This window comes from Paenibacillus sp. FSL H8-0260, assembly GCF_045040625.1.
Classification (GTDB): Bacteria; Bacillota; Bacilli; order Paenibacillales; family Paenibacillaceae; genus Paenibacillus_AQ; species Paenibacillus_AQ odorifer.
The window spans coordinates 5,906,796-5,922,469 of sequence record NZ_CP150298.1 but is presented as its reverse complement, the minus strand read 5'-3'; the positions used below and the strand labels follow the sequence as shown (position 1 = coordinate 5,922,469).

Sequence of the window (15,674 nt, the reverse complement as noted above, 5' to 3'; positions counted from 1 at the left end):
TTATATACGTAATGGACGAATGATCGTAATCTGGGAATCGTAAAGAAACGCGATCAAGGAGGCCGATCAGGTGAAAGAGGCAAACGTCACCATGCTGAACACGAAAGTTAATCCAGTAAGAAAAAAGCGAACGGGGCCTAGCTGGCTGAGTTTAAAAAGAAACAAGTTATTGTATCTGATGATACTCCCGGGATTTTTGTATTTTGTTATTTTTAAGTACCTGCCTATGGGCGGTCTTATCATTGCATTTCAGGATTATCAGCCGTTTCTGGGCATAGCGGATAGCCCGTGGGTAGGGTTTAAGCATTTCGTCCGATTGTTTACAGAACCTACCTTCCTTATGCTATTGAGTAACACACTTATCCTATTTGCATTAAACATCGTTATTTTCTTCCCGCTACCTATTATAGTGGCGCTGATGCTTAACGAAGTTCAGCACAAGTTATTTAAGAGCACCATACAAACGATTATTTATATCCCCCATTTCATGTCATGGGTTATCATCGTCTCCATTTCCTATGTATTTATGAATGTGGATGGAGGGGTGTTGAATGAGATGTTAGCGGCCCTTGGGATGCAGAAGATTAGCTTTTTGACTTCTCCTGAGTGGTTGCGTACCGTGTATATCGGACAGATCATTTGGAAAGAAATTGGTTGGTCAACCATTATTTATTTGGCAGCCATTACCGTAGTGGATACGCAGTTATATGAAGCAGCTGAGATGGATGGAGCGGCAAGATTACGCAAAACTTGGCATATCACCCTGCCGGCGATTCGTCCAATCATTATTACCTTGCTTATTCTGAAGATTGGCCACACGCTGGATCTGGGCTTTGAGCATATGTACTTGCTGATCAATTCCTTGAACCGCGAAGTTGGAGAAATTTTCGATACCTATATCTATACAGCTGGTTTAAAGAACGGACAATTGAGTTTCAGTACCACAGTAGGTCTGTTCAAGGGTGTGGTTGGCTTGATTCTCGTTATGCTGTCGAACAAGTTAGCCAAAAAAATCGGTGAAGATGGTGTTTACTAGGCTTCACAGTATGCTGAATTCTTACCTCTGCCTTAAGGGCAGAGGTGGAAGATACAACACAAATACATTAGTAAAAGGGGTAATGTTGATGAATCGCAATTACAAAAAAATTGCAGCCTTAATGTTGTGTAGCGGGTTAGTACTCACTGCATGCGGAGGAGGCAATAACGCGAAGGAGTCAAATTCTTCAAATGGGGGAACGGATTCAACGGCTAAAACAACTGCTGCACCTGCAGATGTGCTAGATGCTAAAGCAAAGATTAGCTGGCTGAACATTTTACAAACGTCTACAACACCAACGGGTCCTATTCTGGACAAAATTGAAGAATTGACGAATACAGAGATTGAATTCTCATGGATTCCCGATCCTTCCAAAGAAGAACGTATTAATACTTCATTAGCATCGAATTCCCTGGCAGACATCGTTACCCTGACTATTCTTGATAACTCTTCTGTACGTAATGCACTGAAGGCCGGTATGTTCTGGGAAGTAAGTCCTTATCTTGATGAGTTCCCGAATTTGGCTAAAATTTCACAGGATACACGTACATCGGCATCGATTGCAGGTAAGCTGTACGGAGTTCCTTTCCAGAAGTCCTTGGCTAGAAACGGCATTGTTCTCCGTAAAGATTGGCTGGATAAGCTTGGGTTGCAGGTTCCAAAAACAACAGATGAGTTGATGGAAGTTGCGAAAGCGTTTACCGAAAAAGACCCTGATGGTAATGGCAAGAAGGATACCACAGGCTTCATGGACCGCAGTGATCTTGTATATGGAGCATTTAAGACATTAGGCTCATACTTTGGAACACCGAACTATTGGAGTGTAGATGATGCGGGTAAAATGACACCGGAGTTCGATACAGAGGCTTATGTCAAGACCATGGATTATATGAAGACTCTTTATGATGGTGGTTATATCAATCAGGATTTCGCTGTGACGGCTAAAACAGATCAGCAGCAGAATTTTGCGCAAGGGAAGGCTGGAATTTATGTGGGTGCCTTGTTTGACAGCAAGAATCTGCTGAATTTGTCTAAAGGCATACAGGATGGTATGGATTTGGTTATGGTTAACGATATCACTTCCACCGGTAATGAAGCGGATCGCGCCATCTGGGCTGGTAATAACGGAATTGGGGGACTGTTGTCTTTCCCGAAATCCGAAGTCAAGGATGAAAATGAGTTAAGACGGATCTTGAAATTTGTTAATGATCTCATGAATGAAGATGTCTATGGCTTGATGACCTACGGTATTAAGGATGTTCACTACACTATTGATGGAGAACAAGCGGTTACGATTAAGGATACAGATCTCTGGAAGCAAGAAGTTCAGCCATTTTCGGCATCTCGTCCATTAGAGAATGGATTCATTATCCATGATGCTGATCCACTCAAAGTTGAAGCTGATAAGCTGATCGTTGAGAATGCTAAATATGCTGTACTGAATCCTGCTTACTCTCTGGAATCTGAGACCTATTCTACTCAAGGATCTGAGTTGCAGAAGATTATGACAGATGCCACTTATAAATATATCCTAGACAAAATTGATTTGGACGGATTTAAAGCTGAGGTTGAAAAGTGGAAGAAATCCGGCGGCAGCAAAATCATTACTGAATATGAAGCTGCTTATAAAGCTGTAAATCCTTAAGAAGTACTACAGACTATATTCTAAGAAAATAATAGAGGGGTCCTAAATGGGGAGGCTGCGTTTAGGACCATATCTATTCAAACAGGAGGAAAAAATGAAAGACAACAATGCACTTAGGAGTATGGGCTGGGGTGTTCGAATGGCAGATTCGATTATGGAGCGAACGCCAAGATTATATGAGGATAACGGATATCATGGAAAATGGTCTTATGATTATGGAGTCATCTTGAAGGGTTTTGAGCTGCTGTGGAGACAGACCGGGCAGGTTAAATATTATCAATACATCAAAGATAATATGGATTATTTTATTGAGGAAGACGGCTCTGTGAAGGGATATCGCCTGAGCGAACATAATATTGATCACTTAAATAACGGGAAGATCCTGTTTGTGCTCCATAAAGAAACTGGGTTAGCGAAATATAAAATGGCTGCAGATTTATTAAGAAAGCAGATAACAACGCATCCTCGAACCTCGGAAGGTGCGTTTTGGCATAAGAATGTATATCCTTATCAGATTTGGCTGGATGGCTTGTATATGGGCTCTCCTTTCTATCTGGAGTATTTACTTGAGTATGAAGGCGGCAAGGGTCTGGACGATGTGACCCGGCAATTTATTCTGTGCGAGCGTCATACCAAGGATGCTGAGACGGGTCTCCTGTTTCACGCATGGGATGAAAAGCGGGTACAGCCGTGGTGCGATCCTGAAACGGGGTTGTCTCCGAACTTTTGGGGGCGTTCGCTGGGCTGGTATGTGATGGCGCTAGTGGATGTACTCGGAATGCTCCCTAAGGAACACGCGGATTACGAGATCTTGGCACGTATTCTGACAGATACGCTGACAGCGCTTCGTCAGGTTCAGGATGCGGATGCTGGAGTCTGGTATCAGGTTGTAAACATGGGCGGCCGTAAAGGCAATTATTTGGAGGCTTCCGCCTCTAGCATGATCACCTATGCAATGGCTAAGGGCATTCGGATTGGTGTACTCGATGATAGTTGGTTCGAGACTCTTGACCGTGCTTATCAAGGTCTTATTGCTGAATTTGTGCTGGAAACCAAAAATGGCTGGGTTAACCTGAATAAAAACTGCCAGGTCGCTGGACTCGGTGGTGAGGACCGGAGAGATGGTACTTACGCCTATTATATCAGTGAACCGATCGTAACCAATGATCAGAAGGGGCTTGGCGCATTTCTCCTGGCTTGTGGAGAATATGAATATTTGCAGCGTCTCGCCGTGACGAAAGGAAGCGAGTGAAGCACATGTCTATCTACAATATAAATGACTACGGAGCACATCCTAATCGTGCAGAGCCTTCAACGGAAGCGATAGCCAGTGCCATTCATGCGGCAAGCGAGGCAGGGGGAGGAACAGTTTATGTTCCTTCCGGGCACTATCAGACGGGTGCTATCTTCATGAAAAGCAATATTGAGCTGAAGCTCAGTCCTGGAGCTGTGCTTAGCTTCAGCTCTGATCCTAACGATTATCCGGTGGTGGATTCCCGTTGGGAGGGTGTGAAGCAGAACGTCCATGCTTCATGTATTTTTGGAATAAATCTAGAGAATGTATCGGTTACAGGCGCAGGCAAGCTGGATGGAAGGGGTGCACCTTGGTGGGATAAACATCGGAATTCTCCTGATTCATTGCTGTATCCCCGCCCGAAGCTTATCAGCTTCGACAACTGCCGTAGAGTCACGCTCAGAGATCTGACACTCGTGAACTCCCCAAGCTGGACTGTGAATCCTATCTGTTGCCATGACGTTACGATTGATAATCTGTCGATCTATAATCCGGCGGATTCGCCTAATACAGACGGTATTGACCCAGAATCCTGTGTGAATGTCCGTATCAGCAACTGCAATATCGATGTGGGTGATGACTGCATCGCCATTAAAGCAGGGACGGAGGATACGAAGGAGCGGGTTGCCTGCGAGAATATCACGATAACTAACTGCACGATGATTCATGGTCATGGCGGTGTGGTGCTGGGAAGCGAAATGAGCGGAGATATCCGCAATATCGTGATCAGCAATTGCGTGTTCAAGCAGACGGACCGCGGCATTCGGCTGAAGTCCAGACGCGGGCGCGGAGGTGTTGTCGAAGATATTCGTGTCAGCAATATCGTGATGGAGGACGTGATCTGTCCGTTTATTCTTAATCTTTACTATTTCTGCGGACCACGTGGTAAGGACAAATACGTATGGGATAAGAATCCTTATCCGGTGACGGAGGAGACTCCCTGCTTCCGACGGATTCATTTTGCTAATATTACTGCTCGGAATGTTCACGCAGCTGCAGGTTTTCTTTACGGCCTTGCGGAGCAATACATTTCAGAAATTACCTTTTCCGATATTGATATTTCGATGGCAGAGAATGCAATCCCTGGTCGTCCAGCCATGATGTCAGGAATCCAGGATATGAACAACCGTGGGTTCTATCTGGGCAACGTAAGAGATATCCGCTTCCGCCAAGTGACGATCGAGAATCATGAGGGACCGGCTTTTTATATTGAAAATGGAGAAATGGTAGATATCACCGGCTGCCAATCGAGAAACACCCGTAAAGTGGAAGAGTTAGTGCAGCAGGTGACCGTTGTCCCGTCACAGGAAGATCTAAGTGAGCAGACAGACTGATAATTGAACAGGATAGACTGCAGATTTGCTTAGGGTGAAGGGTGCGGATGTATGGAAATAGGAAGGAGTATGAAGATGATTACTGATAACATTCAGACTGGAGTTATTCACAATCCCATATTAAAAGGCTTCAATCCTGACCCTTGTATTGTAAGAGCAGGGGAGATGTACTATATTGCTGTTTCTTCTTTTGAATGGCTGCCCGGTGTGAGGGTGTATCAATCAGCGGACTTAGCAGACTGGAAGCATTGCACAGATATTCTGACTCATCAGGTGGATCTGCGGGGAAATCCGAAAAATTGCAGTATCTGGGCTCCACAGCTTAGCTATTATGACGGTTTGTTTTATCTGATTTATACCGATGTTAAGAGCACTAAACGGCCTTTTAAAGATTGTCATAACTATCTGATCACTGCGGAGGATATTGAGGGGCCTTGGTCTGACCCGGTATACCTGAATAGCAGCGGGTTTGATCCATCTCTGTACCATGATGAGGATGGGCACAAATGGCTGCTGAATGAGCTGTGGGATTATCGGATTACGGAAGGCAACAAATCCTGCGGGATTGTAATTCAGGAGTACGATCCAGAGCAGTGCCAATTAATAGGTGAACCTGTGAAAATCTTTGATTGCACGCCGCTGAAGAAGACGGAAGCGCCGCATATTTACAAGCGGGGAGGTTATTACTACTTAATTACAGCGGAAGGCGGTACTGGATCAGGGCATGCGGTAACCGTAGCGCGTTCCAAGGCGCTGCTTGGCCCGTATGAGGTGGATCCGCTCAATCCGATGTTGACCTCACGGGATAATCCCGAGCTGCCGCTTCAATGTGCCGGCCATGGAAGTCTGGTAGAGACACCAGAAGGTGAATGGTATATGGCCCATTTATGTACGCGACCCCTGGAAGGCGAATACGCCATACTGGGGAGAGAGACTGCCGTTCAGCAGGTGCACTGGAATGAGGAGGGCTGGTTAAGACTAACCTCAGGCGGAAATACACCACAGCTCAAGGTACCAGCACCTAAAGGAACACAGTTCCTGAACCAAGTGCGGACGCTTGAATTTGAGGATGATTTTAACGGCCAGGAATTGAAAAAGAACTGGAATACATTGCGGATTCCTAGGAATGAAAGCTGGTGTTCCCTTGCTGAAAGACCGGGCTGGTTAAGAATCAGGGCCGGGGAGTCCGTGCAGAGTCTGTTTGAGCATCATATTCTGGCTATTCGCCAGACGGATATAAGCTTCCGCGCTGAAACAGCGCTTGAATATGAACCGAATACTTATCTGCAGATGGCAGGACTACTGTTATACCTGAATGAAGATAATTATCTTTATGCGTATATCAGCCATGAAGAAGGACGTGGCAAGGTGCTGCGGTTAATGCGCTGTCAGCGCGATGAATTCACTGCGGAGCCTGTAATGATTGAACTAAATGCAGGGGAAACACTGCGGATCGCGGTTGAGGTGCAGGAAGTGACTGGGCAGTTTGTTTATCTTAAGGGTGACGATACGGAGTGGAAGCCACTTGGCGATCCGCAGAATATCAGCTTTTTGTCGGGAGGTTTCACTGGGAACTTTGTTGGCATTGCGGCGCATGATATGCAGCAGTTCGGTGGCAGCAGTGCTGATTTCGCATATTTCCGTTATCAGGGCAAGGAATAATACACACGGCTTTACTAAGGAAGGGGTTGCTCTGAGGATAGGGCCCCCTTCTTATTCCAATAGATATTAGGAGGTCTTATATGAAGAAAAAATGGTTATCCGGGACGCTGGTCGCGAGTCTTCTTGCAACATGTATGCCATTTGGTAGTGTCGAGGCCGCTTCTTTGGAAGCGCTTCCTGCTTTTCCGGGCGCGGAAGGCGGCGGCAAATATGTAACCGGCGGAAGAGCTCAACCTGTGTATGAAGTAACGACGTTGGCTGATTATGGTATCAAGGAAACTCCGATCCCCGGCTCCTTCCGCGATGCGGTAAGCCAAAGTAATCGGACCATTGTTTTTCGAGTGGGGGGAACCATCCATCTGAAGGAATCCCTCAAGATTACCGGCTCAAATCTGACGATTGCCGGACAAACGGCTCCAGGTGACGGAATTACAATTGCCGACTACACAACCTCTGTTGAAGCTGACAATATTATTATGCGCTATATGCGTTTCCGGTTAGGCGACCGGGTAGCTAGTGAAGATGATGCTTTTGGATCAAGATACCATAAGGATCTCATTATCGATCATAGCTCATTCAGCTGGTCGGTGGATGAAGTGGTCAGTCTGTATGACAACGAGAATACTACCGTACAATGGTCGATATCTGCTGAAAGTATGCTGATGACGACGCACCAGAAGGGACGTCACGGCTACGGAGGAATCTGGGGTGGCAAAAATGCCAGTTTCCTTCACAATCTGATTGCTCATAGCACCAGCCGCAACCCCCGTTTGCCGACGGTGACCAAATTGGTGGACCTGACGGAAATGTCTAATAACGTTATCTATAACTGGGGATTCGCTTCGACCTATGGTGGGGGAGCAGAAGATTATCGATATAATATCACTAACAATTATTATAAAAATGGTCCAAACACCTACACCAGTGTAAAAAATCAATTGTTTGGGGAAGTGTCACCAGAAACCCGGTTGTTTATAGATGGGAACATCATGGATGGTAATCCGAAGGTTACTGAAGACAACTGGAAGGGTGTGCAAAAGTATTCGGATATCTCTAAGCTTACGGAGCCGGCAAAGATGCCTAACCCCTATATGGCAGTGTCGGCGGAGGAAGCCTACGCAAATGTAATGGCGGATGCTGGTGCCACTTTGCCAAGGCGTGATGCTTACGATGCGCGGGTCATTAATGATGTGAAGAATCGCACTGGACAGCATATTAATTCACCTATTGAAATAGGCGGTTACCCAGACTATACAGAGACAGCTTCCAATGTAATCGACATGGATCATGACGGTATGGATGACAGCTGGGAGATTGCTAATGGACTAGACCCTACCGATTCTGAGGATGGTAAGAAGACGACGTTATCTGCGGAGGGCTATACGAATCTAGAAGTGTATCTGAATGATCTGATTGTGTTGGGAAAAGCAGGGGATGAGCATACAGACAATCCTGTAACCGCTATCAATTATCCTGTGAATAACCAAATCATAGAGTCAGGCAACAATGTGAAGGTTACAGCCTCTGCCAGTGATAGTGATGGTATTGCTAAGGTGGAATTTATCGTTAATGGTGTGAAGCAAGCCGAAGCTACCACAGCACCTTATAGTTTCGATTGGAACAATGTGCAGGATGGTACCTATTATCTCGTTGTTCAGGCTATAGACAATAAGGGTCTCAAGACACAATCTGATAACGTGGCTATTCATGTCAACACGTCTGGATCCGTTCTTCCTTGGACTTCGGTGGATATTGGCCATCCAGGGATAGCGGGAGTGACTACGCTTCATCCGGATAGCGGGAAGATTACGCTCAAATCGGCTGGACTTATCGGAGCTACATCAGAGAGCGAAACGGCTGTTGATAATTTTCATTTTGCTTATCAAACCCTGACAGGCAATGGTGAAATTATTGCTAGAATCGACTCCGTAACGGGAACTGACGATTATGCCAAAGCAGGTGTCATGATTCGTGATAATCTCAATGAGAACTCTAAAATGACAATGCTGGCAATTCCTTATGTCAAATATGGCAAGAAGGGAGTTATGATTACCCGCTCCACCACAGGAGCCAAGGTGGTAAAAACAGAACCGGACAGCTTCATCAATACACCTTATTGGGTGAAACTGGTTCGTCTTGGTAATGAAGTGACAGGTCTGGTATCGCCGGATAAAGTAACATGGAGCAAGGTAGGCACGGTGAAGCTTGACCTGAATGATACGGTTTATTTTGGTCTTGCAGCCGATGCCGCTAAGGTAGATAACGAGGTTAATCGTTATAATGCATCTGTCTTCAGTGAGGTGGAGCTGAAACCGCTTAGTGATCAGTTTCCTACTGCACCCCGTGGTCTTACAGCGACAGCAGGTGAGGAAAAAGTGAAGCTGAACTGGGAGGATGTTGGTTCTGCCAAGTCGTATAGTGTTAAACGTAGTGAGGTTTCAGGCGGTCCATACAAGACGATCAATACTGAAATTAAAGATAGCCTGTATACTGATTCCGGACTCAGCTCCGGAAAAACTTATTACTACGTGGTCAGTGCAGTGAATGAGCTTGGTGAAAGCTTTGATTCCGATGAGGCCAGCGCTACGGCTGAAGGTGAAGCAGGTAATGTGTATTATGTGGATGAAGACTTTGAACAAGTTGCTGTGGGTGTGACACCAGAGTATTATGATGTGACTCCAAATCCACAGACTGAAATTCAAAAGGTTATTGTATCTCCCACACCGTCTGACAGTAAGGGGAATACGTCAGATCAAGTGTTGAATGTGTTCGATGGTGCGAACGGCAGCGTGCAGTTTATCCGCAAATTCGCGCCAATTACGGGTGCACTCGTTATTGACACTGACTTTATGTTTGCGACAGAATCGGGAACCTCGGTGTTCCTGCAGGCCCAGAGTACAGATGGAAGCAAAACGGCATTCTCCATTGAGAGCAGAAAGCCAACGCTTCCTGAAGCTACAGGTAAATATACGCTAACCATGAGCAGGGGGAGCAGCCAGTATCATCAACTGATGAACTCTTATTCCCTAAAACAATGGTATAACCTGAAGCTAAAGGTGGATGTGAACAACGATAAAGTGGATGTATATATCGATGATCAGCCTGCGGGCTCTTTTCCGTTCACAACCACGAATTTCGCCAGCTATGGCATTGGGCGTATTTTGTCCAAGACACCGGGCGGCGGCTCAGGAAATTATTACTTAGATAATTTAAAGATCTATGTTGAGCCGATTGAAACACCGCTTGGACTGACTGGACTTCCAGGAAACCAAGCAGCCCAGCTATCCTGGCCTGCTCTTGAAGGGGCAACTTCCTACAATATTAAGAGAAGTCTTAAGAGCGGGGGGCCTTATGAGACTATTGCCAACGCTATTACAGAGACCTCATATATTGATACTGATGTTACCAACGAAACTACCTATTATTATGTTATCTCGGCGATGGCGCCCACTGGTGAATCGGGAAATTCCAATGAAATTAGTATTACCCCATCCGCTTTGGCGGTGAAATTGCCTGCGCCAGAATCGTTCGCGGCTGTAAGCCGGAATGCTCAGCTGGATCTCAGCTGGAATGCTGTGGAGAATGCAGCCAGCTACAGCATCAAGAAGTGGAATGAGACTTCAGGCAGCTATGAACTCGTGGCAAAAGAAATCACCGGCACAACTTACCGCGTCGGAGGTCTGGCCAACGGGCAAACCTACCGTTACGTCGTATCTGCAACCAATGTGGCCGGAGAGGGAAAAGAATCAGCGCCTGTTGAAGCTACTCCGCAATCTCCTTTGGGAACGCCAGTCGTTTCCATTGAAGCTGGTGACAGTGTAATGAAACTCAGCTGGCCAGCGATTGAGGAAGCGGGCCAGTATATTGTCAAACGTGCCTCATCGGTGAAGGGTCCTTATGAAGTGCTCGGGTCTGATTTATCAGACACAAGCTTTGCTGATAGTGGGCTCGTAAACGGAACAACGTATTATTACAAAGTCCAAGCAATAAACGGTACCCGTAGTAGTCTAGATTCAGCTGTTGCCTCAGCAATTCCATACCAGAATTCCGGCCAGCCGCAGGCTCCACAAGGAGTTAGTGCTGAGCCTGGCAACACTGATATCCATCTGACTTGGAATGTAGCTGATGGAGCTAGCAGCTATCAAATTCTACGCTCGGAGAGCGGTGGCAGCTATGCGATCGTGGCCGAAGGCATCGAAGCAACCGATTATACCGACAAAGGCTTGAGCAACGGGAATGCCTATCAATATGCGGTAATCGCCATCGGTGATAAGGGGGCTAGTCTTCCATCCGAGGTGGTTAAGGGAAATCCAGCTCCTGTCATTATTGTTGCTCAGAATGGGACAGGAGATTATAAAACGATTAATGACGCTATTCAAGCAGCACCTGATAATAGTGCCCTAACCACGATTATTAAAGTGAAGAACGGCACGTATAAGGAGAAGGTGCTTGTACCTTCTAGTAAGATGAATATTAGTATCATCGGTGAGAGCCGGGAAGGTACCGTACTTATTAACGGTGACTCCGCGAAAACCATTGGCTCAGATGGTAAAGAAATGGGCACCAGCGGCAGCTATACATTAAAGGTTGCGGCAACTGATTTCACACTGGAGAACATGACGGTTGAGAACAGTGCTGGGCGGGATGCCGGTCAGGCAGTCGCTTTATATGCTGAAGGAGACCGGGGAGTGTACAGAAATGTTAAGCTTCTAGGATATCAGGATACCCTGTTCGCAGATAAGGGAAGAGCCTATTTCGTCGACAGCCATATTGAAGGTACAGTAGACTTTATCTTCGGTAATTCCGCTGCCGTATTCGAGAATAATGTGATTCAAAGTGCGGGTGCTGGCTATGTTACTGCGCCTTCCACGGCAACGGGTAAGCCTGGTTATGTGTTCATCAATAATCGACTAACTGCCAGTGAGGGCGTTGCTGCTGGAACCGTTGATTTGGGCCGGCCATGGAGAGAATACGGCAGCTCTACCTTCATTAATACGGAGATGGGAGCTCATATTCGTGCTACTGGCTGGCATGAATGGTATGAAGGTCGTTCCAAAACTGCACGGTTCTCTGAGTTTTTAAGTTACGGAGAGGGTGCTAATGCAGCTTCACGTTACAGCTGGTCCAAACAATTAACAGCAGAAGAGGCGGCTGCCTATACGATTGAAGCTGTGCTTGGTGGAAGTGATGGCTGGAATCCACAGCAATCTAAGATCTTAGTGGGACAAGAGCAGATACCTGCGGTACATGTCTCTTCAATTACTTTAGCAGGTAAAGATGGAATTAGCAGCATTGAGTCGAAGGGCGGTGCCTTGCAGCTGCAAGCCTCTGTGCTTCCACAGAATGCGACGAATCCTAAAGTTATCTGGACGGTAACTGAAGCAGATGGGGTAACCTCAACGGATAAAGCGGTTATTAATGAGAAGGGCTTGCTTACAGCTAGAAAGAACGGTAGCGTTCAAGTAACGGCGCGAGCTCTAGATGGAAGTGGAGTATCCGGAAGCCTAGAGATTAACATCAGCGGACAAGATGAGATTGCCCGTAATCTGCCCGCTGCAACGCTTAACGGACCGGTCACAGTGGCGGCAGGACAGGATTTCACTTACCGTGTAGGGCTTACAAATGTTACTACCTCCGTCTACAAGGAAGTGTATGCTGTAGACTTTACCATGGCATATGACGTATCTGGTGTGGAATTCGTATCCGCTCAGACCTTGCCAGACGGATTCAGCATCACTCATATTAATGAGGACAGTCCAGGTCTAATAACAGTTAGTGTAGCTGGAACGGAGGCAGGAAATATCCTGACCGATGATGCGGAATTCTTAGAAATGATCTTCAAAGCGAAGAAGACAACCCGTGAAATCGCCGTGCCGCTTGGATTTATTTCCTTCCGGGGATCCAACACAGATGTTGATTTTGACATCCTGCATGAGGCACAGTCGGTTGTTCATGTCATTCCTATATCCGTCATGGAGATAAAAGTCTCCTCCAAAGATAATGTGAGCGAAATCAAGTCAGGGCAAACCCTGCAAATGGCAGCTGTAATCCTGCCGGACCATGCATCCGATCCAGCAGTGAGCTGGTCAGTGGTGAATGAGGATGGATCAGCTACTGAGCGAGCATCTATTACGGATACCGGCTTGCTCACTGCAATTGCAGCAGGCAAGGTAACCGTGAAAGCGACAGCTAAAGATGGCTCTGGTGTTGTAGGCACGATGTCTATTGAGATTATGGCAGAATCGCAGGTTACAGAATCGGGCGGTACTTCATCTTCAACGACAGTCAAACCAGTGAAACAACCGGAACCACCTGTGAACGCAAATGGAGTTACTCTTTCCGTGACAGCGGATGTGAATGGTAAAGCTATTGCAGAGGTATCCTCAGCGATTCTGCAACAAGCAATTGGCTCAATGCAGAGTGGAGTATTGAGAATCACAGTGAAGCCAGCCTCTGCCAGCTCGGTGGTTGAACTGACCTTGCCAGCTCGTGAGTTGGCTGGAGCGGAAGCAAAAGCAATTCAACTTTTAGAAATAGACATGGGATTGTCTACGTTCCGAATAAATGCTGACCTGCTTCTTGCGATGGCAGGATCTGACGCCGTAAGCGTTAAGCTTGTAGTTGGCAAAGTTGACGCGAAGACACTGTCGCTTCAGACAGATGTCGGGGATATTTATGAGTTTAAGTTCTTTGTTGATGGCAAACAGTTTGACAGCTTTGGGCGTGGACTGAAGGTTGAACGGGATTACAAACCAAAGACAACTTCAGGTGTAGAACAAATAGTAGTCTACCAAATCCGTGAAGACGGGACTGTGGAGGTGGTTAGAAACTCTCAGTTTAATCTGACAACTGGCAAGATCATCTTTAGACCAGACAATTCCAGCAGATTCGCAGTAGCATATGCGGAAAATTCCTTTAAGGATATCGCTGGACTAGGCTGGGCACAAAATAGCATTCAAGCCCTCGCCGCCAGAGACATCCTGAATGGCACCGGAGATCATAATTTCGGGCCACAGCTGAATGTAACTCGGGCACAGTTCTTGAAGATGCTGATGCTTGCATTAGAGCTAGAGGAAGGTAATGCGGCAAGTACATTTAAGGATGTTTCACTGGATGCTTGGTACTACAGCTCTGTTGCTGCTGCTCAGCAGCTAGGAATTATTCAGGGCAGATCTGATGGAACCTTCGGTGCTAATGAAACGATTAGCCGTGAGGAAATGGCGTTGATGGCTTATCGTGCAGCACAACTCGCTAAGCTTACGGTCGTGGAAGTGGATCAGCCAGTGAATTTCAATGATGCCGCTGATGTTTCAGCCTACGCTCGTGAGGCTGTACAATTCATGAGCGGAGCAAAGATTATTCAAGGTGTGGGCAAAGATAACTTTGCACCTAAAGCCAATACAACTCGTGCTCAGGCAGCTGTTATTGTCTATCGATTGTTCCAGCTAAATCCTTAAATTTCAAGTTGACACCCTGTGTGATTTATCATATTATGATTGGAGTTGTTATAAGTAAATAAACCAAACTCTATCCAGTGGATGGAGTGGCGGAATTTTGTCAAAGATGTATTCTTTGGTTTCAATCGCCCCTTGTCATTTCGATGACAAGGGGCTTTATTATGTTAATGAGCTTGCTCAAGAGAAAGGGAAGAGGTTTACGATGAATATGAAGTTATTCAAATATGCTTTACTAGTTTTTTTAGGCGCTTGTAGTTATGGCTCACTCTCTACGATCGTCAAGCTTGGAATGAACGATGGCTTTAGAATGAAACAATTGGTAGGATCACAATACTTTTTTGGATGGTGTATGCTGCTCTTGCTGGTCTTATTATTTTCTCGAAAGAAATTAGGGTTGAAAACAGGCGGGAAATTATTAGCCGCTGGGATCACCATCAGTTTAACTGGCATATTTTATGGCTTCGCCGTTGAACAATTACCTGCTTCGATTGCGATTGTACTGTTATTCCAATTTACTTGGATCGGTGTAATTCTGGAGGCAGTTGTAGATCGAAAACTTCCTAGTCGGGAAAAAGTGATTTCGATGGTTATCCTTCTAATTGGTACAGTATTAGCGGGGGGCATCCTTGAGCCGAGTATAGGTGGAATTACGACCACTGGTGTGATTTTTGGCTTAATGTCAGCCGTGTCGTTTGCTTTCTATATTTTTGTGAGTGGAAGAGTAGCTACGCAGGTGCCTGCCGTTAATAAAAGCTTGTATATGACCACTAGTGCAATGGTTATTATTATGACTGTTTTTTCGCCTTCGTTTTTATATGACGGTGCGATTACCGATGGGCTTTGGAAATACGGCCTACCTCTAGGTTTGTTGGGCATCGTAATTCCAGTTCTGTTCTTTTCGATCGGGGTTCCGAAGCTGGGTTCAGGTCTAGGCGCGATTTTAGGGGCAGCGGAGTTACCGGCAGCTGTAGTAGCCTCCGTGTTAGTTCTGCAAGAAGAGGTATCATTACTTCGCTGGATCGGGATTATCGTAGTTCTGATCGGGATCGCAGCTCCGCAAATCCTACCGATGGGGACAGGGAAAAAGTCATCCAAACCATCACCAAAACAATCACTCCGTAAGGTAGAACTTTAATCGGCAAACTGGCATCGATGGTATGATCTGATCCTGAGAGGATTAGATTATCTATCGGTGTTTTTTTTGTGGAAAAAAAGATTGGTGTTAATTTTTCTGGTATCGATAATG

7 protein-coding genes are annotated in these 15,674 nt (G+C 46.0%); all 7 read left to right on the top strand.

Going from position 1 to position 15,674, the window contains the following annotated elements; genetic code table 11:
- Positions 1-178: 178 nt before the first annotated feature.
- The 7 genes from MHI51_RS26205 to MHI51_RS26175 all read left to right on the top strand — a co-directional run bounded on the left by MHI51_RS26205 (position 179) and on the right by MHI51_RS26175 (position 15,563).
- Positions 179-1,036, top strand: a complete 858-nt coding sequence (locus tag MHI51_RS26205; protein WP_370511625.1) for an ABC transporter permease — start codon at positions 179-181, stop codon at positions 1,034-1,036.
- Between the two features lie 88 nt (positions 1,037-1,124).
- On the top strand, positions 1,125-2,681 hold the full coding sequence (locus tag MHI51_RS26200) for an extracellular solute-binding protein (RefSeq protein ID WP_405173370.1): 1,557 nt from the start codon (positions 1,125-1,127) through the stop codon (positions 2,679-2,681).
- Positions 2,682-2,775: 94 nt separating this feature from the next.
- The gene (locus MHI51_RS26195; RefSeq protein ID WP_405173369.1) at positions 2,776-3,933 is read left to right on the top strand and encodes a glycoside hydrolase family 105 protein; all 1,158 of its coding nucleotides are present in this window, start codon (positions 2,776-2,778) and stop codon (positions 3,931-3,933) included.
- A 5-nt stretch (positions 3,934-3,938) separates the two neighbouring features.
- Positions 3,939-5,309 carry a glycoside hydrolase family 28 protein gene (locus MHI51_RS26190; protein WP_342410150.1) on the top strand — a complete coding sequence of 457 codons (1,371 nt, stop codon included), beginning with the start codon at positions 3,939-3,941 and terminating at the stop codon, positions 5,307-5,309.
- Between the two features lie 75 nt (positions 5,310-5,384).
- A complete protein-coding gene (locus tag MHI51_RS26185; protein ID WP_405173368.1) occupies positions 5,385-6,971 on the top strand; it encodes a glycoside hydrolase family 43 protein in 1,587 nt (528 codons plus the stop codon).
- Positions 6,972-7,051: 80 nt separating this feature from the next.
- Positions 7,052-14,428 carry a pectinesterase family protein gene (locus MHI51_RS26180; RefSeq protein ID WP_405173367.1) on the top strand — a complete coding sequence of 2,459 codons (7,377 nt, stop codon included), beginning with the start codon at positions 7,052-7,054 and terminating at the stop codon, positions 14,426-14,428.
- Between the two features lie 208 nt (positions 14,429-14,636).
- On the top strand, positions 14,637-15,563 hold the full coding sequence (locus MHI51_RS26175; RefSeq protein WP_076130480.1) for an EamA family transporter: 927 nt from the start codon (positions 14,637-14,639) through the stop codon (positions 15,561-15,563).
- Positions 15,564-15,674 lie beyond the last annotated feature (111 nt).

Coding starts and splice junctions, on each gene's coding strand:
- MHI51_RS26205 (WP_370511625.1), top strand. CDS start 179: ATGATACTCCCGGGATTTTTGTATTTTGTTATTTTTAAGTACCTGCCT.
- MHI51_RS26200 (WP_405173370.1), top strand. CDS start 1,125: ATGAATCGCAATTACAAAAAAATTGCAGCCTTAATGTTGTGTAGCGGG.
- MHI51_RS26195 (WP_405173369.1), top strand. CDS start 2,776: ATGAAAGACAACAATGCACTTAGGAGTATGGGCTGGGGTGTTCGAATG.
- MHI51_RS26190 (WP_342410150.1), top strand. CDS start 3,939: ATGTCTATCTACAATATAAATGACTACGGAGCACATCCTAATCGTGCA.
- MHI51_RS26185 (WP_405173368.1), top strand. CDS start 5,385: ATGATTACTGATAACATTCAGACTGGAGTTATTCACAATCCCATATTA.
- MHI51_RS26180 (WP_405173367.1), top strand. CDS start 7,052: ATGAAGAAAAAATGGTTATCCGGGACGCTGGTCGCGAGTCTTCTTGCA.
- MHI51_RS26175 (WP_076130480.1), top strand. CDS start 14,637: ATGAAGTTATTCAAATATGCTTTACTAGTTTTTTTAGGCGCTTGTAGT.